The 18,772-nt window shown below is 67.5% G+C and carries 24 protein-coding genes; 10 read left to right on the top strand and 14 right to left on the bottom strand.

Annotated elements, in window-relative coordinates:
- A partial coding sequence (locus V7702_RS13300; RefSeq protein WP_335650585.1) for an RcnB family protein occupies positions 1-458 on the top strand: 458 nt, incomplete at its 5' end.
- Between the two features lie 33 nt (positions 459-491).
- On the opposite strand, the gene recO is transcribed toward V7702_RS13300, so the two are convergent.
- The 6 genes from recO to V7702_RS13270 form a co-directional block, all read right to left on the bottom strand.
- Positions 492-1,223: a DNA repair protein RecO gene (gene recO / locus V7702_RS13295; protein WP_335650584.1), complete on the bottom strand. Its 732-nt coding sequence runs from the start codon at positions 1,221-1,223 to the stop codon at positions 492-494.
- A 74-nt stretch (positions 1,224-1,297) separates the two neighbouring features.
- Complete coding sequence (msrB, locus tag V7702_RS13290) at positions 1,298-1,798, bottom strand: peptide-methionine (R)-S-oxide reductase MsrB (RefSeq protein WP_335650583.1); 501 nt, start codon at positions 1,796-1,798, stop codon at positions 1,298-1,300.
- A 39-nt stretch (positions 1,799-1,837) separates the two neighbouring features.
- Positions 1,838-2,773 carry an N-acetyl-gamma-glutamyl-phosphate reductase gene (gene argC / locus V7702_RS13285; RefSeq protein ID WP_335650582.1) on the bottom strand — a complete coding sequence of 312 codons (936 nt, stop codon included), beginning with the start codon at positions 2,771-2,773 and terminating at the stop codon, positions 1,838-1,840.
- 511 nt (positions 2,774-3,284) lie between these two features.
- Complete coding sequence (gene rpsI / locus V7702_RS13280; RefSeq protein ID WP_335623602.1) at positions 3,285-3,806, bottom strand: 30S ribosomal protein S9; 522 nt, start codon at positions 3,804-3,806, stop codon at positions 3,285-3,287.
- Between the two features lie 2 nt (positions 3,807-3,808).
- Positions 3,809-4,282, bottom strand: a complete 474-nt coding sequence (gene rplM / locus V7702_RS13275) for a 50S ribosomal protein L13 (protein WP_335650587.1) — start codon at positions 4,280-4,282, stop codon at positions 3,809-3,811.
- A gap of 182 nt (positions 4,283-4,464) precedes the next feature.
- Complete coding sequence (locus V7702_RS13270; RefSeq protein ID WP_335650581.1) at positions 4,465-5,508, bottom strand: COX15/CtaA family protein; 1,044 nt, start codon at positions 5,506-5,508, stop codon at positions 4,465-4,467.
- A gap of 137 nt (positions 5,509-5,645) precedes the next feature.
- Between V7702_RS13270 and V7702_RS13265 the strand changes: the two genes are divergently transcribed.
- The 3 genes from V7702_RS13265 (at position 5,646) to V7702_RS13255 (ending at position 7,802) form a co-directional block, all read left to right on the top strand.
- Positions 5,646-5,897: a transglycosylase gene (locus tag V7702_RS13265; protein ID WP_335650580.1), complete on the top strand. Its 252-nt coding sequence runs from the start codon at positions 5,646-5,648 to the stop codon at positions 5,895-5,897.
- A 5-nt stretch (positions 5,898-5,902) separates the two neighbouring features.
- On the top strand, positions 5,903-6,097 hold the full coding sequence (locus V7702_RS13260; RefSeq protein WP_335650579.1) for a DUF2842 domain-containing protein: 195 nt from the start codon (positions 5,903-5,905) through the stop codon (positions 6,095-6,097).
- Positions 6,098-6,329: 232 nt separating this feature from the next.
- Positions 6,330-7,802 carry a tyrosine-type recombinase/integrase gene (locus V7702_RS13255; RefSeq protein ID WP_335650586.1) on the top strand — a complete coding sequence of 491 codons (1,473 nt, stop codon included), beginning with the start codon at positions 6,330-6,332 and terminating at the stop codon, positions 7,800-7,802.
- Between the two features lie 41 nt (positions 7,803-7,843).
- Here V7702_RS13255 and V7702_RS13250 read toward each other — a convergent pair whose 3' ends face one another.
- Entirely contained in the window at positions 7,844-9,727 is a 1,884-nt protein-coding gene (locus V7702_RS13250; RefSeq protein ID WP_335650578.1) for a hypothetical protein, read from the bottom strand.
- A 118-nt stretch (positions 9,728-9,845) separates the two neighbouring features.
- Positions 9,846-10,337, bottom strand: coding sequence for a hypothetical protein (locus V7702_RS13245; protein WP_335650577.1), 492 nt, complete (start codon positions 10,335-10,337; stop codon positions 9,846-9,848).
- Between the two features lie 410 nt (positions 10,338-10,747).
- On the opposite strand from V7702_RS13245, the gene V7702_RS13240 reads away from it, so the two are divergent.
- The 4 genes from V7702_RS13240 (at position 10,748) to V7702_RS13225 (ending at position 13,731) form a co-directional block, all read left to right on the top strand.
- Complete coding sequence (locus V7702_RS13240; protein WP_335650576.1) at positions 10,748-11,326, top strand: hypothetical protein; 579 nt, start codon at positions 10,748-10,750, stop codon at positions 11,324-11,326.
- 5 nt (positions 11,327-11,331) lie between these two features.
- Positions 11,332-12,270 carry a nucleotidyl transferase AbiEii/AbiGii toxin family protein gene (locus V7702_RS13235; protein ID WP_335650575.1) on the top strand — a complete coding sequence of 313 codons (939 nt, stop codon included), beginning with the start codon at positions 11,332-11,334 and terminating at the stop codon, positions 12,268-12,270.
- Between the two features lie 2 nt (positions 12,271-12,272).
- On the top strand, positions 12,273-13,361 hold the full coding sequence (locus tag V7702_RS13230; protein ID WP_335650574.1) for a hypothetical protein: 1,089 nt from the start codon (positions 12,273-12,275) through the stop codon (positions 13,359-13,361).
- Between the two features lie 124 nt (positions 13,362-13,485).
- Entirely contained in the window at positions 13,486-13,731 is a 246-nt protein-coding gene (locus V7702_RS13225; RefSeq protein WP_335650573.1) for a hypothetical protein, read from the top strand.
- A 25-nt stretch (positions 13,732-13,756) separates the two neighbouring features.
- Here the strand turns inward: V7702_RS13225 and V7702_RS13220 are convergent, their stop codons facing one another.
- Positions 13,757-15,190 carry a phospholipase effector Tle1 domain-containing protein gene (locus V7702_RS13220; protein WP_335650572.1) on the bottom strand — a complete coding sequence of 478 codons (1,434 nt, stop codon included), beginning with the start codon at positions 15,188-15,190 and terminating at the stop codon, positions 13,757-13,759.
- Positions 15,191-15,255: 65 nt separating this feature from the next.
- Between V7702_RS13220 and V7702_RS13215 the strand changes: the two genes are divergently transcribed.
- Together V7702_RS13215 and V7702_RS13210 are read left to right on the top strand one after the other, a co-directional pair.
- Complete coding sequence (locus V7702_RS13215) at positions 15,256-16,053, top strand: DNA/RNA non-specific endonuclease (RefSeq protein WP_335650571.1); 798 nt, start codon at positions 15,256-15,258, stop codon at positions 16,051-16,053.
- A 215-nt stretch (positions 16,054-16,268) separates the two neighbouring features.
- On the top strand, positions 16,269-16,709 hold the full coding sequence (locus tag V7702_RS13210) for a MucR family transcriptional regulator (RefSeq protein WP_335650570.1): 441 nt from the start codon (positions 16,269-16,271) through the stop codon (positions 16,707-16,709).
- Positions 16,710-16,711: 2 nt separating this feature from the next.
- Here the strand turns inward: V7702_RS13210 and V7702_RS13205 are convergent, their stop codons facing one another.
- The 5 genes from V7702_RS13205 to V7702_RS13185 form a co-directional block, all read right to left on the bottom strand.
- Positions 16,712-17,092, bottom strand: coding sequence for a helix-turn-helix transcriptional regulator (locus V7702_RS13205; protein ID WP_335650569.1), 381 nt, complete (start codon positions 17,090-17,092; stop codon positions 16,712-16,714).
- A 30-nt stretch (positions 17,093-17,122) separates the two neighbouring features.
- The gene (locus V7702_RS13200) at positions 17,123-17,410 is read right to left on the bottom strand and encodes a hypothetical protein (RefSeq protein ID WP_335650568.1); all 288 of its coding nucleotides are present in this window, start codon (positions 17,408-17,410) and stop codon (positions 17,123-17,125) included.
- On the bottom strand, positions 17,407-18,012 hold the full coding sequence (locus V7702_RS13195) for a lytic transglycosylase domain-containing protein (RefSeq protein WP_335650567.1): 606 nt from the start codon (positions 18,010-18,012) through the stop codon (positions 17,407-17,409). The genes V7702_RS13200 and V7702_RS13195 overlap by 4 nt, the downstream gene beginning before the upstream one ends.
- The gene (locus V7702_RS13190; protein WP_335650566.1) at positions 18,006-18,530 is read right to left on the bottom strand and encodes a S26 family signal peptidase; all 525 of its coding nucleotides are present in this window, start codon (positions 18,528-18,530) and stop codon (positions 18,006-18,008) included. Before V7702_RS13190 ends, V7702_RS13195 begins: the two co-directional genes overlap by 7 nt.
- The coding region (locus V7702_RS13185; protein ID WP_335650565.1) for a TrbI/VirB10 family protein at positions 18,527-18,772 on the bottom strand (246 nt) is incomplete at its 5' end. The genes V7702_RS13190 and V7702_RS13185, both read right to left, overlap by 4 nt.

Genomic DNA, 18,772 nt, shown 5'->3' with positions numbered 1-18,772 from the left:
GGGACCGGCGCGACGAGCGCCGGGACGACCGCTGGGATCGCCGCGATGATCGCAGGGACGATCGACGGGAGGCGCGCAGGGATCGCCGCGAGTATCGCGAATTCCGCCAGCGCTGGAACCGCGATCACTGGCGCCGGGACTGGCAGCGCCGGCACCGCGCTGACTGGTGGCGCAGCCACAGCTGGTTCGGCGGGTATTCGGGCCTCAGGGTCGGATTCTACTACGCCCCCACCTACGGATACTATCCGGTTCCCCGCCAGCACTGGGGCCGTCGCTGGTCCGAAGGCGATTACCTGCCCAGCATCTTCTGGCGCTACCGGGTCAACGACCATCGGTTCTATGGCCTCGGCTATCCGCCGGTCGGCACCCAGTGGGTCCACGTGGACAACCACATCTACCTGATCGACCAGACCGACGGCTACATCATCGAGGTCATCTACGACGCCTGGAACTGGTAGGCGGCGCCCAGCCCGGCGGACCTGTCCGCCGGGCTACAGCCGTCCGGCCTCGGCCAGCCTGTCCAGCATCCACACCCGGGCGGGCGGCAGGGGCTTGTTGAAGGGGTGGAAGACGAAGGCCTCCAGGAAGTGGCCGGTCAGGTCCAGCCCCGCCTTCACGTCTCCCTCCCCCAGCCCGGCCTGCGCCCCCAGCAGGAAGGGCGGCAACGGCAGCAGCTTGTCGACGTAGGGCGCGCCCGCCGCCCGGCTGACGGCCCGGCCCGTGCGCGGGCTGACCCACACCAGGTCGTCCGCCGCGCCGGTGGCGGCGCATTTCGACAGATCCAGGCCGAAGCCCAGCTCCTCCAGCAAGCCCGCCTCGAAGCGCACGAATACGGCGGGCCAGATGTCGGGAAAGGCGAACGCGCCCATCAGGGCCTCGAAGGCCAGGAACGCCCCCGGATGGGGTTCGCGCTCGGGCAACGACCCCTGGGCCACCGCCGCCGCCGCGTTCAGCCCGGTCAGGGCCAGCGGGTCGTCGAACAGGGCCGCAGGCCCCTCGCCCACCGGCTCCAGCTTCGCCGAGCCCAGATGCTCCGAGGTCCGCGCCCGGTAGTCGGCCACCACCCGCGCGCCCGGCTGCAGGAACGGCTTCATCCGCCGCGACGCCCCGCCCGCCACATAGGCCGCATGGCGCCCGTGCCGCTCGGTCAGCAGCTCGACCACCACGCCGGTGTCCCCGTGCGCGCGGGCCGACAGCACAAAGGCGTCGTCCTGGAATTCCATCAGCGGTTCTCTCGGGCCCGGGGCATCCGACACCCATACCGCCTGGGCCGCCCCCTCCACCACCCGGGATCGGATCAGACCGGCTGGAAGGTCAGGGCTACGCCGTTGTTGCAGTAGCGCTTGCCCGTGGGCCGGGGCCCGTCGTCGAACACGTGGCCCTGATGCCCAAGGCAGCGGGCGCAGTGGTACTCGGTGCGCGGCAGGCCCAGCAGACGGTCGGTCTTGAACCCCACATTGTCCCGCATGACATCGTAAAAGCTGGGCCAGCCGGTGCCGGAGTCATACTTCCAGCGCGACCGGAACAGCGGCAGCTCGCAGCCCCGGCAGGCGTAGATTCCCCGACGTCGCTCGTCGTCCAGCGGGCTGCTGTAGGGCTGCTCCGTGCCCTCCTGACGCAGAACCCGATAGGCTGCGGGGCCCAGGCGCCGCCGCCACCGGGCCTCGCTCAGGTCGCGGAAGGGCGAGTCGGCGAAGCGCGCCTCGGACGGGTCGGCTGCGGCCGGTCCGGAACAGGCGCCCAGCGCCATGGCGCCGGCCCCGGTCAGCAGCATTCGGCGATGAAGGATCGGGCTCATGCCGCAGCTACGTCCGGTTCGCCCCGCCGGTTGCAGGGGTCAGGTCAGGCCCAGACCCTCGTCCAGGCCCAGCATCAGGTTCAGGTTCTGCACGGCCGCCCCCGAGGCGCCCTTGCCCAGATTGTCCAGCAGGGCCACCAGCCGCGCCTGGGCGCCGCCCCGCTCGCCGAACACATGCAGCCGCAGGCGGTTGGTGCCGTTCAGGCCCTCGGGTTCGATGCCGGTCATGGCCTCGGTGGTCTCCAGATCCGCCACCTCCACGAACCGGGCCCCGGCATAGGCCTCCACCAGCGCGCCGTGCAGGCGCTCGATGGACGGCGTTTCCGGCAGGACCGACAGGTGCAGCGGAACCTCCACCAGCATGCCCTGGCGATAGGCGCCAACGGCCGGCGCGAACAGCACGGGCCGGCTCAGCCCCGCGTGGCGCGTCATCTCCGGCACATGCTTGTGGGTCAGGGTCAGCCCATAGGCCCGGTGCGCCGTGGCCGCATCCGGCGCCTCGAATTCGGCGATCATGGCCTTGCCGCCGCCGGAATAGCCGCTGACCGCATTTACGCTGACAGGATGGTCCGCAGGAACCAGCCCGGCCTTCACCAGCGGCCGCATCAGGGCGATGAAGCCGGTGGGATAGCAGCCGGGGTTCGACACCCGGGTCGATCCCGCCACCGCCGCGCGCTGGTCCGCATCCATCTCGGGAAAGCCATAGGTCCAGCCGGGCGCGACCCGGTGGGCCGTGGAGGCGTCGATCACCTTCACCTTCGGGTTCTCGATCATCGCCACCGCGTCCCGCGCCGCGTCATCGGGCAGGCACAGGATCACCGCATCGGCCGCGTTCAGCGCCTCGCGCCGCGCGTCCACATCCCGCCGCCGCTCGCCCAGCAGCAGCAGCTCCAGATCCGCGCGCGCCTCCAGCCGCTCGCGGATCTCCAGCCCCGTGGTCCCGGCCTCGCCGTCGATGAAGATGGTGTGGGTCAATTCAATGGTCCTTCCGGCAACCGACCGGTTGCGGGTTCAGTAACGACGGAGGCCCCCGTCAACAACCTGCTGAGGGACGCGACACCGCCAGCCACCCCAACGCTGGCCACTAGTAGGATGAGCAAGATCAATGGAACGGCCAGAACGCCCCATCTTCCCTCGCCGTCAATGGCGCGGCCGAGCACGCGCACCGAGACCGAATCGATCGGCTCCGCAGGCTTCCGCTTTTTCCTGAACACCGGGCACATCTCCGCATTAGCGAAACAGATGTGCATCCCTTCGGGTATGGGGATCTATCGAGGACCTCTCGTCAACAGACATTATGTCAGCTCGTCCAACTCATCATCAGGAAAGGAGTTGGACGCCCCGCCGAGGGGCCTTTTCCCAGTGGCAACGGCGCAACTCAGGCAACTGACAGTCGGTCAGTTGCCCTGCCATCACATATCGTAACAAAGAAAAAGGGCGCTTCGGGTGTCCCCGAAGCGCCCCAGATCCAAACCGCGTGAACGGTTTAGCGCTTCGAGAACTGGAAGCTGCGGCGGGCCTTGGCGCGGCCGTACTTCTTGCGCTCGACGACGCGGCTGTCGCGGGTCAGGAAGCCGTGGGGCTTCAGAACCTTGCGCAGCTCGGGTTCATAGTGCGTCAGGGCGTGCGACAGGCCGTGGCGGATGGCGCCGGCCTGGCCCGACAGGCCGGAGCCCTGGACGGTGCAGACCACGTCGAACTGGGTGGTGCGGTCGGTGACGGTCAGCGGCTGGGCCACCATCATCTGCAGCACGGGGCGCGCGAAATAGGCGTTCAGCTCCTTGCCGTTGACGGTGATCTTGCCCGAGCCGGGCTTGATCCACACGCGGGCAATGGCGTTCTTGCGCTTGCCGGTCGAATAGGCGCGGCCCAGCGAGTCCAGCTCCTGGACGTAGGTCGGCGCCGATTCACCTTCGGAACCCATGCCCTTCAGGGCATCGAATCCGGTGGCGGCGGGCGTGTCGGCCGGGGCGGCGGTGTCGATTTCGGTATTGGTCGCGTCGGTCATGATCAGACGGTCCGGGTGTTCTTGGAGTTGGCCGACTTGAAGTCGATCGTTTCCGGCTGTTGGGCTTCGTGGGTGTGCGAGCTACCGACGAAAAGGCGCAGGTGCGTCATTTGCTTGCGGGCCAGGGGGCTTTCCTTGGGCAGCATGCGCTCGACGGCCTTTTCCAGAACCCGCTCGGGGAAGCGTCCGCCCAGGACCTTCTCCGGGGTCGTGGCCTTGATGCCGCCGGGATGGCCGGTGTGGCGGTAGTACACCTTGTCGGTGTTCTTCTTGCCGGTGAACACCACCTTGTCGACGTTGGTCACGACGACATAGTCGCCGCAGTCAACGTGCGGGGTGTAGTCCGGGCGGTGCTTGCCGCGCAGGCGGTTGGCGATGAAGGTCGCGAGACGGCCCACAACGACGCCCTCGGCGTCGATGTGGATCCACTTCTTCTCGACCTCGGCCGGCTTCAGGGAAGCCGTGGTGGTCTTCAACATGATCAGGTGTCCTGAGGCGAAATCGGGTCGCGGACGCAGATCGTGGGACCGACGCCGCGCGGAAGCGGGGTCAATAGAGGGGGCGGCGGCGTTCGTCAACGACGTTATTCGGCGTCAATGAAGGCTATTGCACTGTTCCGGAAGGACTTTTTCGATACGGTATTAAAATACCCATCCATTCAGCCGAACATCCGGGGCTGCGAGCGCCGCACCAGCCACAGATTCACCGTCGCCGCGCCCAGCACCACGGCCGCGCCGGCCTGGTGCAGCACGCCCAGCGACAGCGGCACGGCGTGCATCAGGGTGGCGATCCCCAGCACCGCCTGGGCCCAGACCAGCGCCAGCAGCACCCAGGCCGAGGCCCCGGCGCCCTGCGCCAGCTTCGCGCGGATCACCTGCACCGCATAGACCGTGGTCAGCGCCAGCAGCCCGTAGGCCATGATCCGGTGATTGAACTGGACCAGCGCCTGATCGTGCAGGAAGGCCAGCGCCCCCTGCCCCCAATTCACGGGAGCCAGCACCATGCCGTTCATCAGGGGCCAGTCCGTATAGACCATGCCCGCCTTGGAGCCCGCCACCAGCCCGCCCAGCAGGCTCTGGACAAACACCACGCCCAGCACCACGGCGGCGAACCGGCTCCAGCCCGCGGGCGAGCGGGTGCGGTCCTCCCCGAACCAGGCCTCCAGCCCGGTCCAGATCAGGCCCATGAAGATGATGAAGGCCAGACCCAGGTGGACGGTCAGGCGCTCGGGCGCCACGTCCACCCGTTCGCTCAGCCCGGACGACACCATCCACCAGCCGATCAGGCCCTGCAGCCCGCCCAGGCCCAGCAGCACCACGCAGCGCAGCACCAGCCGGCGCGGGACCATCTTCAGGGCCAGGAACGCCAGGAACGGCAGGGCGAAGGCCGCGCCGATCAGCCGGCCCAGCTGGCGATGGATCCACTCCCACCAGAAAATGCCCTTGAACTCGCCCAGGGTCATGCCGGCGTTGACCTGCTGGTACTGGGGAATTTCCCGGTACAGCGCGAAGGCCTCGGTCCAGTCCGCCTCGTTCATCGGGGGGAGCGCGCCCATGATCGGCTTCCACTCGGTGATCGACAGGCCGGAGCCCGTCAGCCGGGTGATCCCGCCCACCACCACCATGGTGAAGACCAGCGCCGCCACGCAGAACAGCCAGATCGCCACCGGACGCGAGCGATCCCATGCGGAAAAACGGTTCATTGGCCAGCCGTCGTTCACTAAAGGAGCAAAAGCGCGGACCGGACGGCCCGACGTTTCCCCTATGCCCACGGAATAGCGTAAGGACCAGTCGCAAATCGGCGCAGCGACAAGCGGTCGCCGCCACCACGGAGCGAGACGTGCAGCATCTGGACATCATCCTGGCGGTCGCGGGGGTCCTGGCCCTCGGCTGGATCGCCGACCTGCTGACCGGCGGACGCGGCATCGCCCGCACCCTGCTGGCGTCCCTGACCGGCGCGGCCTGCGGCTGGTTCCTGGCCGTGCGGGTGTTCGGCGCCCACGCCATGGGCGACATCCGCTGGGTCATCTGGGCCATGGCCGGGTCAGTGATCGTGTTGCTGGTCTATTTCCTCACCCGCAACAAGCGATGAGCCCCATGCCCGGACGCACCCGCCGCATCATCGCCGCCATCGCCACGCTGACGTTCCTGGCCTTCTACATCTGGCTGGCGACGGTGGTGGCCGACGCCCTGCCGGACAGCTTCTGGGTGGACCTGATCTTCTATCCGGTGGCCGGCGTCCTGTGGGGCGTGCCCCTGATCCCGCTGCTCCGGTGGGCCGAGCGGGGGTGAGCAATCGCGGGGCCGCCCGAAAGCGGCCCCGGATCGATCCATTCCAGATTCAGGAAATGGTCGGAGCGACAGGATTCGAACCTGCGACCCCTTGACCCCCAGCGCTATCATAGGTTGTTTTCGGCACTTTTCATCACTATTCAGGACAGTGTTAGTGCGTTGTTCCAATTAGCGTTTTTGACGCCACTGCATTTCACCGCTATTCTTCGAGTTGCTGCAATCTGTGCCCCATATGTGCCCCAGCAGAAGGGGCTCATCGGAGAACTGGATGCCGACTTTGAAGCTCACGGACCGGACAGTGTCGTCGGCCAAGGCCGTCGAAGGCGGCCGTCTGGAGCTTTGGGATACAGCCCTCAAGGGGCTCTATCTCCGGGTGTCCTCGGACACCAAAATCTGGGGATACAGGTACCGCCGACCGGACGGAAGTCAACCGCGCATCCGACTCGGCCACTACGTTCCGCCGGAGCACGCGACCGGCGACACCTCGGCGCTCACCGTGGCGGGCGCCAGGGCCCGCGCCCGCAAGATACAGACCGAAGTCGATGACGGCGGAGACCCGGCAACCCGGCGGCAGCTCAAGAAGGCTGAGGCCAAGGCCGAGGCCATCCGCACGGTCGATGACCTGGCTGAAGCCTACTTCGCCGTCTGCGAGACCGGCGAGTATCGCCCCAGTCGGCGGCGTAAGCGTCCCCAGACCATCAAGGCCGAGCGCTACCTGTACAGGAAGTATCTGGCGTCCCTCGGCTCCATCAGGGTCGAGGCATTGACCCGGGATGCCGTCAGGAAGCCGCTACGGGAGCTGCTGGCGGCGGGCCGCGGCGTCACATCCAACCGGGTCAGGGGCCTGCTGCGCCAGATCTATGCATGGGGCACGCTGGAAGGCCGGGTGACCCGCAATCCGGCCGGAGAGCTCGCAGACCTTGCCGAGGAACCCCCCCGCACCCGCATCCTCACTGATGAGGAGACCCGGGCGCTGTGGAGCGCGCTCATCGATCCCTCGGGTCTAAGGCGCCCCCTGCCCGGAGGCCGTGACGAGCCGGTGATGGTCAGCCGGCCGGTCCGCATCGCCATCCAGCTGGCCATGCTGACGCTTCAGCGCCGGGGCGAGATCGCCATGATGCGCGTGCCCGAGATCGATTTCGCAGCGCGCGTCTGGACGATCCCGGCGGAGAAGACCAAGGCTGGCCGGGTCACAGCGGTTCCGCTTTGCGGCACGGCGATCTCCCTGATCCGGGAGGCGATGTCGCTGCGGCCCGAGCCGCAGCCCGGGGAGGCCCCCTCCCCCTTTGTTTTCGTCGGCCGCAGCAAGGTGTCGCCATGCCTTTCGCCGGCGGCCATCAGCCATGCCATGCGTGACATCCGGGAGGGCATCGGGTCGCCCGACATCACCGTGCACGACCTTCGGCGCAGCGGCGCCACCCGCCTGGCTATCGCCGGCGTGAGCCCCTTCATCCTGTCCAAGCTTCTCAACCATGCCGGCGATCTGGGCGGAGGATCGCCCATCACAATGGCGGTCTATGTGCAGCACAACTACATGGCCGAGAAACAGGCCGCGATCACCCGGCTGGAAGCCCTGCTTCTTTCAGTCGTCAACCCGTCCGCAGAAAGCTCGGCTGCCGCGCCCGACTACGCAATGACTGCGCGTTCCGCGCTGCGGTTCTTCAATCCCTCCGCCGACGAAGGAACATCAGGCAGGCAGCCTTGAAGGAACACTATCAGCAGGTAGACCGGTCCGGTCCCCGGGATTCAGTATTTGCGACGCCGAGGCGCTGGAGCCATCGCGACGGCATGGAGAGCCTCCCTGAGGGTGTGTCTGTCCACCGTATAGGTCCAGGGATGCTGGCCCCGGCAGTGATTGTTTCCCGTGTGGAGAAACAAGGACGTCGCATCCCCGAATCGCACCTCCGCCGCCTTCTCCAGGATCGCCCGCATTTCCGCCGCCAGGTCATCCAGGGCCGCCTGCGCCTTCAGCGCCCGCTCGAAATCCGCGAGAGCCACATGCGCTTCATTCCGCGCAGCGTCCGAGATCAGGAGCGCGGCGCGGCGGGGCGCCATCCACCCCAGCCCCTCATCCGGTCCCATCAGTCGGACCGCGCAGGCCTCGATCCTCTCGACGAGCCCCTGAATTCTTGAGCGTTCCGCTTCCCGCCTCGCCTCCTTATCGGCGGCCTCTCGCGCAAGCTTGGCCTCGACACCCCGCCGGATCGCTCCGTCCAGTGGAAGCCCATAGGTCGAGCCGTCCTCCCAGACGCCGCGCCAGCCCACGGCGGCCTCGATGCGGCTAAGCCCTTCCTCGAAGGCCTCAAAACTCGCGTCGCGGACGATCGCATCGAGCGTCAGACCCAGACCTTCGACCGGCTCGCGCTCCCATGTCCGGACCTCAAACCCCTCGCGTTCCTTCTCGGTCGCCTGGGCCACCAGGGTCAGCACCCGCCGGCGAACGCCCTCAGTACGTTGGACCCGGCGTCGCTCATCATCCTGAGACTTTCGCACGGCGACGTCGAACGCCGGCCGCCGCTCCCACCGATCATTCTCCGTGGAGATGAGAGGACCCAGCCGGGCGACGCCCTGCAAATACTGCTTCACCAGCATCTGCGGACTGCGGAAACCCGGATCGGCTCGCTTCAGGGCCCTGATGACATTGCTCTCAAGCGGTTCCCGGAAGCCGGGGTGGACAAGACCGCTCGCCCTCATCCAGGTCGCCGCGGTGGTCAGCGAGAACCCCCGAGACAGATAGCTGTCGCCGTACTCAACGATCACATACCGCCACGCCAGGGCGGCCTGCCACTCCTCCGAAGGTACGGAGAACACCCCGTCGGAATCCACTTTCACACGGCACAGCCGCCCCTCTCCAATTGCGTCGAGCGCAGCGACCGCTTCCAGCCCTTTCGGATGAGAGGCCCGGGCGCCGGCCACCGCACGCGCGCGATCGAGAAGCACCTTGGCCGCCGCTTCGGCCCGCGCCTGCGCTTCTGCTTTCAGGGCCCCGACGCCGGCCTCGATCTTGTCGTTGTAGAGCCAGCTACGCGGCGCATCGCGCAGAACGGCGGCATGGATGTCCTCGACGCTCGCGTGCTTCCAGCGCGCGAGATCGATTTCGACAGCCGCATGCTTCCCCTCCCGAATCCGCGCGATCTTCTCCGGTCCGCAGCCGTTGGTGACCTTCACCTCGACCAGCAGTTCATGCACCACGCCATTGACCGATTTGCGCAGCACGACATCGGGGGTAATGCCGTCCATCCGAAACTCGATCGAGACATCGTCGAAATCCAAACGGCCTTGCCGACTGACCTCCAGCCTGGCTCCCTCGAACTCGGCGACGCCGGCGGGCAGGGTCAGGGTCAGGGCCGCAGCGAGCGCCGCCTTCGCTTCATAGTGCGCCGACGTTTCCTTCCAGGTGCAGGGACGCGTTCCCGGCCTGTGCGCGAAATGCTCTGCTCGCCCCAGGGGCCCTTTGCGGGCGGTCAGCGGCGATCGGCAGGTCGCAGCCGGGCAAAGCAGGTCCGCGTCGAAGCCGCTGTCGACGTCGCGAACATGGACGATCGCCCCGTCGCTCTGACGATAGGCATAGACCAGGTTCGCGAAGGGCGACCCGTAACCGGCATGACTGCGATCGCGCCGTCCGGACATGGGCCCTCCTTGATGCTGTCCGCATGCTAGGATGATTTGTCCGTCCGTTCGACGGCCATTGGCCGTTGCGCGCCCCTCCCGCGACCGATCCTGTCGTACCCTTTGGCTCGCGAGCCCGTCAGCGTGTCGGCAGTCCTTCGAAGCCGGGAACCCTCATTCGGGTGAGATAGAAGCGCCACTGCCGCGTGGCCTGGTCGAACACCTCCAAACTGGTCTGAGCGGTCGGTCCGTCGCCATGGTAGATCAGCACATACTCTTTCGCGGTGCCCGTGAAGCCCGGTGTGTGCACCAGTTCGACCGTTCCGCCCAACCAGTTGTCGTCGCGATATTCTCCGTGCTTGGCGGTGTTGGCGATATCGCGAAAGGCGGGCTGCATCGGCACCGCTTCGGCGATGGCCTTGCGATAGGAGCCTGCATTCAAACCGTTGCGACGGTCGCGCCTGGTCAGAGCCTTGATCGTCCAGTCCTCCAGCGACTGGGCGGTGATGGCGAAATTGATCGCGCCGTAGAGGGTCGAAATCAGGTCGAAGGGTGCAGCCTCCCGGGCAGTCTTCAGCCGATTGGCCTCCCACTGCAGCTTGATCCAGAAGTGCCGGGCTCCGCCGGCCAACACTAGGAGGCGGTCGGGTTCTCCTCCTGGCGTGCGGCCTGATCTTGAACGGTTACCCACCGTCGTCCGCCGATCGCGCTTCAGTCATTCCAAGTGGGCGCCGCGCCACTCGGCATCCTGATCAGTGTTCTTCACGTCGACTCCCCAACCTATGCCAGGATCGTGGATGCAACTTCAGCCCGGAACAATAGCGTTGTTCGGACAGAAGCTCGCCTTCAGGTTCACAACCGTAGCATTTCCATTTTCGGCAAGGGCATCGGCCCCGGGTTTCGTCGCCATTGAGCGGGCGAGGTCGCAAACGGCCCGGCGCAAGGGCGAGCATCGCCACAGCCGATAGGGTGTGCATGGATTTTAAATCAAATATGTTGCACCATCGGCGAAGGGCTCCTACATCGAGCTCGGAGGTGTTCATGTCCGCGCTGAACGAACTGAAAAAACGGCTGCGACCCGGTCAGGTCTATCGTCGTCAGGACCTCGAGAAGTGGTCCAATGCTGTAGACCGCCACGTGCGGCAACTGCTGGACGAAGGCCGGCTGGAAAAGGTCTCCGGCGGCGTCTACATGGCGCCCCGTCAGACCCGGTTCGGCAAGGCGCCCGCCCGTCCCGAGAAGCTGGTCGAGGCCTTCCTGAAGGATGACCGCTTCCTGATGGTGTCTCCGAGTGCGTTCAATGGCCTGGGAGTGGGCTCGACGCAGCTGTACAACGAGCCGGTGGTCTACAATCTCAAGCGACACGGCCGGTTCAAGCTCGGCGGCCGGACCTACGACTTTCGCAAGAAGCCCTCCGTTCCGACGCGCCTCACCCAGGAGGTCCTGCTGGTCGATCTCCTGCAGACCATGGACCGGCTGGCGGAAGACAAGGCCGAGCTTCTGCCCCGGGCGCTCGAACGCGCGCGATCCATGGATCCCGTTCGCCTGGCCAGGGCGGCCCGGGACTTCGGCTCGGTTCGCGCCGGGAAGCTCGTCTCCCGGGCGTTCCAGGCGGCCTGACAGAGATGCCGCTTCTTCACGAGACCGAAGACTACGCCGTCCTGATCGAGGTGGTCGCGGGCGAGATGGCGATCGACCCCGCCCTGGTCGAGAAAGACTACTGGATTATGCATGTCCTTTGGGGCCTGCAGCAGCTCGGCATGGCCTTCGAACTCAAGGGCGGGACTTCCCTGTCAAAGGGATACGGCCTGATCGACCGGTTCTCCGAGGACATCGACATCCTCATCCACCCGAACCACCCGGTGCCCACAGGGCGCAATCACACCAAGCCCGCCCATATTGACCAGAGGCGCGCCTTCTTCGACGGCCTCGCGCCTCAGCTCGCCATTCCCGGAATCGTCGAGGTCCTCAGAGACCACGCCTTCGACAACGACCGACTCTTCAGCGCCGGCATCCGTCTGATCTATCCGGAGCTGACACCCCTGCCCCAGGGCGTGAAGGCAGGCGTGCTTCTCGAAGCCGGCTTCGATCAGGTCTCTCCGAACGCCCCGCGCCTCATTTCGTCATGGGTCTGGGATCGAGCGAGCGCCGCCGGCCTCGAAGGCCTGATGGACAACCGGGCCGTTGACGCCCGCTGCTATGACCCGGGCTATACGCTCGTCGAGAAGCTGCAGACCATCTCGACCAAATATCGTCGGCAGCAGGCGTCGGGGGACATGCCGACCAACTTCATGCGCCACTATTACGACGTCTACTGTCTCCTCGCCGATGAGCAGGTCCTGGGCTTCATCGGAAGTGACGCTTACCTCGACCACAAGCGCAGGCGCTTTCCGGCCGGGGACGAGCCTGTCCTGCGCAACAATCCCGCCTTCACCCTCGAAGACCCCGCGACCCGTCGCCGCTATGTTGAAGCCTACGACCTGACCCGGGCCCTCTACTACCGCGAACAGCCAAGCCTGGATGCGATCCTGGCGCGGCTAGACGCTCACCTAGACACGATGTGACCATGTCCGGAAGCGTCACCTTCACATTCGACCCTCGTTTTCCCTTCAGCGACGTGGCGGCTCTCGGCCGCAAGCTTCAAACCTCGGGCCATCTCGTCCCTGGCTTCACTCCGCCGTCCGTCGGCTATCTGGACATCGCCGCGATTCGGTGCGCCCATGACCTCGAGGGCTGGAACCTCGTGGTCATGGCGGATCGCAACTTCATCTCCCGCCTGGCCCAGGCCTGCCGCCTGGGCGCTGGCACGGAGCCAGACGACGCCCAGTTATCGGCTGTCCGCCTGATGGCCTTCTGCAAGGCGATGGACCTCGACATCGATCCATCGATCTCCTTCCACGAGCTGGCGCAGGTCCAGGGCAAGACCGCCGCTCTCGATGAACTCGCCTGGTTCCGCGCCGCTGATCGGGGCGGAGACGCGCAGGCCTGGATCGACTTCGCGTTCGGCCGCACGTCGGCGCTGACAGTCGCAGGACCGGCGCCGAGAGAGACGGCGGACCTCGCCAGGCCACTTCGCCGCTGGCGACGGAACTATGTGGCCGCTCTGAAGATCGCCGGCCTGGAGCTCGATGACCTGAAGCCAGCAGCCCGGTTCGAGCGCCTGATCGACTGGATGTACGAGGACTTCCAGCTCTGTGGCCCGGCCGCGCTCTTCGCCGCCGTTTATTTCTCGGGGCGGCGACCGTCGAAGATGATGAAGGGGCTCCGCGGGAACGACAGGACCAAGGCCCTCGCCGGCGTTCGAAATGCCGCTTGGGACATCACCTATCTCAGCTACTTCGCCGACGCCGTCCAGGCCAGCGAGGCGCGACACGTCAGGACAATCCTGGCGACCCGCGACGATGCCCTCGCGGCCATCGCGCCCCTGGTGCTGCTCGGTCCCGAACCCGAGGACTATCGGCCCAGTCTGGGCCAGGCGCTGAAACAGTGGTGGCCCGCAGCCGACGCCATACGCAGCGCCGACCGCCTGATGACCTGCGCCTGGAGGGTCCAGGCGGAAGGCCCACGCCCCCTCCCACAAGGGGCGAGCAGCATCGAGGACATGACCACCGAGATGGAAGCTCGCCTCCTGGCGTGGCGACCGGCGACTGGATGAGGAGGGTCTACCGAATGAACCTGCGCGGTTCGGCACGGATGAACACTTCGGCGTCCGGTTCACCCTGGTCGAGCCCGGCCCAACCGCGGCGGGCTTCGGCTCCGGGCTGGACGTGGCTGAACCCATGGCCGTCTACGACGCAACGCCGGCGGGCGATGTGAGGCGCGCCGTCACAGGCGGAGGTTTCGAGATCAAGGGCGACGCGCAGCGCACGGCCCAGGCCATGATCGCCGCCGGCGACGCCGAGAATCCGCCCCGCCGCCTCGCCTTGGGCGGCACAGCATACGAGAACATCAGCCGGGCGCTCACCGGACGCCTCGATGAGCTCCGCACCCAACGGGATACGGCCTTCTCGGCGGACCGGGACTGACGCGGCATACCGGCGGCGGCGCCTGTCAGGCGCGCGGGATCCTCAGCACATCACCGGCGCGCAGTTTGGCGGGCGTCGGCATCTTGTCCCGGTTCGCCTCGAAGATGATTCTGGCCTTGTCTCTGGATCCAAGGGTCTTCAGGGCGATGGACCCGAGACTTTCGTTAGGTCGGACCTCATGCCGGCCAAACAGGGCCGGATCATTGAGCTCGCTCAGGGGCCGATCCACACCGTACGCCTTGGGGTCCAGTTCATTGAGCTGGTCCGCGACCCGTCTGAGTGAAGCGGGGCGATACAGCCCGCCGGGCAGGTTGTCGGGCAGGTCCAGCCAGCGCCGCCGGGCGCTGTCGTGAACTTCGTGAAGATGCTCAGGCCCCGTCCGGTCGGCCTTTTGAAACCGCCGCTGCACCCATGCGGAAATACGCTGCCACAGGGTGGGATGCCGCGGCGGACTGACATTCTCCAGCGGGACCCGGTGATCGGGCACGATCTCGAAGATGCGTGACGAGGGCATGGCGTCCACATTCAGGCCCGCCTCCCGGGCCCCGTCCACGATCCAGTCCAGAGCGGCGTCGGACAGCCCCTCGATATCGCCCCCGCCCCCGACCGAGCCATGGTCGCCCGGAAACCACTGCTGCTGATAGGGCGCGTCCGGGTCCGAGGACGGCACGCCTTGAGCCGCATTGAGCGCGTCCACATTGTGCCACAGGGTCGGGGCGAAGGTCCGGCGCCGCTCGTCTAGGGAGACCGCATGGCGGGCGCGCCGGACAAAGCGCGCCAGCTGGGCGTCGTGGAACTGATATTTGCGCCGGTCGAGCCGGGACAGCCACCAGTGCGCCGGCAGACCCAGGGCCGCCACCGTGTCCCAGACGCCCAGGTAGCTAATCTCCAGGGGCTGCGCATCGCCGGGTCGGTAGTTCGGGACCGTTCTCTGCCGCCACTCGTCTTCCCGGGGATCCACGCAGACCTCCAGGGAGTATTTGCGCCGATACTCCATCATCCGCTCACAAAGCGGATGGTCCAGCTCATCACGGCTGCGATAGAACGCAATGGCCTCAGCGATGTCGCCGGCGTCCCGTCTTCTCAACACGCCGCAGTTGTAGATCAGCCCCACGAACGATCGCGCCGTAAAGGCCCCGCGGCTGAAGCCGAAGACGTAGATCTCGTCGCCCGGCGTGTAGTTGAAAAGCAGGAAAGAGTAGGCCTCGTAGAGGTTCTTGTCCAAGCCGTGGCCGAGAGCCCCGCCCCGGACCTTCTCGCCCGCGTCGGACCCCACGCCCCGATCATAGTAGATGAGCTGGGACACGCCCCTGGCGACCGGGGCGATGCTCTGGGCGAGCTTGACCACATTGGTGGGAAACCGGGCGTCCAGGGTGTTGGTGGTCCCGTCGAAGAAGAAGACCAAGCGCTTGACCGGGTCCTTCGGTTTCGGCGCCGTCGCCGCAGCCGTCTTGGCCATGATGCATCCCCGAATTGAATGACGCCGCGACTCAGCGCACAAGACAACCATAAGGAGAGAGGTCGATGGGCTGGATTGTCAACGTCGCTGCAGCCGCCCTCGCCCTCGCCGGAACGTCCGCCATGGCGGACGAGGCCGAGGTTCATACCTTTCACTGCCTGCATGGCTGCCCCGCAGGCGCGTCATCCACGAACGACCTGGTCGTACGCGAAATCTACACCCTGTCCTCCAATGACCGGACAAAGTTCGCGGACTGGGTCGCCTACCGGGTGACCGCCGAAACCATCGGACCATCCCAGGGACGGCGCTGGCAGGCAGACCCCTGGCTGGGAGAAGAGGAAACCCTGGCGCCGGGGGACTACGACAGCGCATCCGCCGCACTCGGCATAGATCGGGGGCATCAGGCCCCGCTGGCGGCCTTCTCCGGCACGCCCTTCGCTCCCGACACCAACTATCTGTCGAACATCACGCCGCAGGGCTCAGCCCTCAACCAGGCGTCCTGGCAACATCTGGAAGCCCGCGAGCGGGAGCTGGTGACCCGCACCGACGGCCTGTCGCCCGGGGCCCTTTATGTGCTGACCGGCCCGTTCTACGAGCGTCCCATGCCCGAACTGCCCATGCCGGACGGCCGGCGGCGGCACCGCGTGCCGTCCGGCTACTGGAAGGTGCTCGCCACGGCGGAAGGGCGAATGACCGCGTTCATCTTCGATCAGTCGACGCCGCGCAGCGCCGATTACTGCGGCTTCCGGGTCGATCTTGAGACCGTGGAGATCCGCGCCGACCTCACGCTCTTCCCCAGACTGGAGACGCGGTCGTTCAGGGCTCTTGACGCCGATATCGGCTGCAGCGCCCCGCCCGCATAGGGTTGCGACCCCGCCGAAGGCGCAGCGCCGCGGCCCCCGCAGGCGAGTCCGAGGCTTTCGACCAACTGCTTCCTCATCGAAGACGGCGCAGCGGCCAGGCATAGCGCGCGCCTGGTGCGCCCAGAGGCGTTGACGCCGCAACCGGGACGTTTGCGACCGCCCGCCGTTCCATGCAAGGTAACGCCTTCTTCCCCGCGCCCCGGAGTTCACGACTGATGGATGAGACCCGCATCGAGGCCGACCTGGCCGGCATGACCGCAGACATCGTCACAGCCTATGTCTCCAACAACGCCGTGGCGCCCGATGACCTTGCGGGCCTGATCACCGGCGTGCACGCAGCCCTGATCGGTGTGACGTCCGGCGCTGAGCCGGAAAAAGAGCCCCAGGAGCCCGCCGTACCGATCCGCAAGAGCGTGACCCCGGACTACATCATCAGCCTGGAGGACGGGTCCAGGTACAAGTCCCTCAAGCGCCACCTGTCCGCCAAATACGGCATGACGCCGGAGGAATACCGGGCCAAATGGGGCCTGCCGCACGACTATCCCATGGTGGCGCCCAACTACGCCAAGGCCCGTTCCGATCTGGCCAGGCAGATGGGACTGGGACAGGGCGGGCGAAAGCCCGCCAGGAGAGGACATAAGCCCAAGGCCGGCTGACGTCAGAAGCCGAAGTCCATCTGGGCGCTCGGCGTCTTGGAGCCTCGCCGCCGGGGCTTCGCGGCGCGCGGCGGAGGCGCTGACGCACCGGGCGCCGGCATGGGCCGCGCCGTGCCCGGAAGCTGGGGCGTGCGCGCCGGCTTACGCGGCGGCGGCGGCGGAGTCTCGGCGCCGCGCGAGCGTTTCCAGCGGGTCAGTTCGCTCTCCCACCAGCCGACCCGCCCCGGCGAGACGCGCACCCGGCGCGGAAAGGCGCCGTCGCGCTCCATGCGCCAGGCGGTCGAGCGGCTGATGCTGGCGATGCGGGCCACCTGGGGCCAGTCCAGCAGCCGGTCGTCCCGTCCGCCCACATCTTCCGTACCGTCTTCGACACCGCCGCTCACAGCGAGCCTCCCGGCCTGAAGGCGCGCACCCTATGCACGGCGCCGCCCCTTGGCCGCCGCCGGCGCGCCGGTGCGGACCTCCGTCATCTGCGCCCTGGCCCACTCCCGCAGGAGCCCCCTGGGATAATAGGGCCGGGAGCGGATGTGGCGGCATGGCGGGCCGCCGGATCCGGTGGACCACAGACGGGCCAGGGTCGCCGGTTTCAGCGGCACGCCGCACTGGGCGAGAAAGGCCGAAGCCTCCTTGCGGGTGAGCAGGTCGTCATCCCCGCACGCCTCGCCGCCGGACACGGGGATCGGGTTCCCGGGCTCGATCATGGCCCCCTCCGGCCATCCGGGCCGCATTGCAGGCGGCTGAGCGGGCGCCGGCCCGCCGTCAGCGCCAGGTAGCATTCGATCACATGGTCCACATAGGCCTGGGTCTCGGCGATGTCCGGCGTGCGCCCCAGACGCGCCACCCGACCCGGCCCGGCGTTGTAGGCCGCCAGGGCCAGGCGAAGATCGCCGAAGCGGAGGATCTGACGGGCCAGATAGTCGGCGCCGCCGCGCAGGTTCTCGGCGGGATCGAACCGGTCCGCCACCCCCAGCTCCCGCGCCGTGCCGGGCATCAGCTGGGTCAGGCCCGCCGCGCCGGCGACGGAGACCGCGTCCGGGGCATAGGCGGACTCCGTCAGAACGAGAGCATGCAGCAGCTTCTGATCCAGGCCGTGGCGCGCCGCCGCCTGGGCGATCTCCTCCTGGAAGGGCTGGCTCAGGGAGGGCAGCCGCGGCGGCCCCTCCCCCGCCTCCGATGATGCCTCCTGGACGGACCGGCCGAACATGTCGCCGCCGGCGCCGGACCAGTCCAGCGGTTCGTTCTGGGCCTGTGCCGACCCGGAGCAGGCCAGGAGGCAAAGCGCCGTCAATGTTGATTTCACCATGTGAAGATCTCCCGATAGACGCCGATGACCTGGTCGCGATGCACCGGGCCGAAATATCGGCTGTCGAAGCTGCCGGGCGTGTCGCCCAGCAGGAAAAGCTCGCCGGGCCCTAGCAGCCTGCAACCGGCCCACAGGGGCAGAACCCGGCCCTGGCCGTCACGGCGGCGGACCCGGCGCGTCTGCGACCCGGCGGTCAGGCGCTCGCCGTCCAGGCAGACCCGGTCACCCTGGACAGCGGCCACGCGCTTGATCAGCATCACCTCCCCGGGCATGCCCAGAGCCGCCAGATAGGCGCGCCCCGCCGGCGGCTGGGCCACGGCCACCGTCGCGCCCAGCCCGGCGGTTCGACGCTCGAGACCGTAGACGCCTTCAGGCAGGCTGGGGCTCTCATTGATCAACAGCGGCGGGGGGCCGCTGCGGGGCCAGGCCGCGGCCCCGCAGGCCAGCGCCAGGACTGCGGCGCCGGCCCAGATCCAGCGGGGCGGGCTCCAGCGGGATGGGCGCGTGATCCGGGTCATGGATTGTAAGGCTCCAGAACCAGATCCCGCGTGATCAGCACCCGGACGGGCGCCCCGGGCCGAAGCCGGATGGAGGGCCGGACCTGAAGCTCCCGGTCGATGAGCCGGCCGCCCACCCGCGAGGCCTCGATGGCGGCCGCGTCCCCCGCGTCGCCCAGCAGGCCGCCGCCGGCGTCCTGATCCCGCGCCGCCTGCCCCAGGGTGGTCACGGCCCCGGCGAACAGGGTGGCGGTCAGCAGGGG

The sequence above is a fragment of the Phenylobacterium sp. genome, assembly GCF_036963605.1.
In the GTDB taxonomy this organism is placed as follows: Bacteria; Pseudomonadota; Alphaproteobacteria; order Caulobacterales; family Caulobacteraceae; genus Phenylobacterium.
Note: the sequence above shows the minus strand (reverse complement) of the source record. Positions and strands in the feature narration are given on the sequence as shown.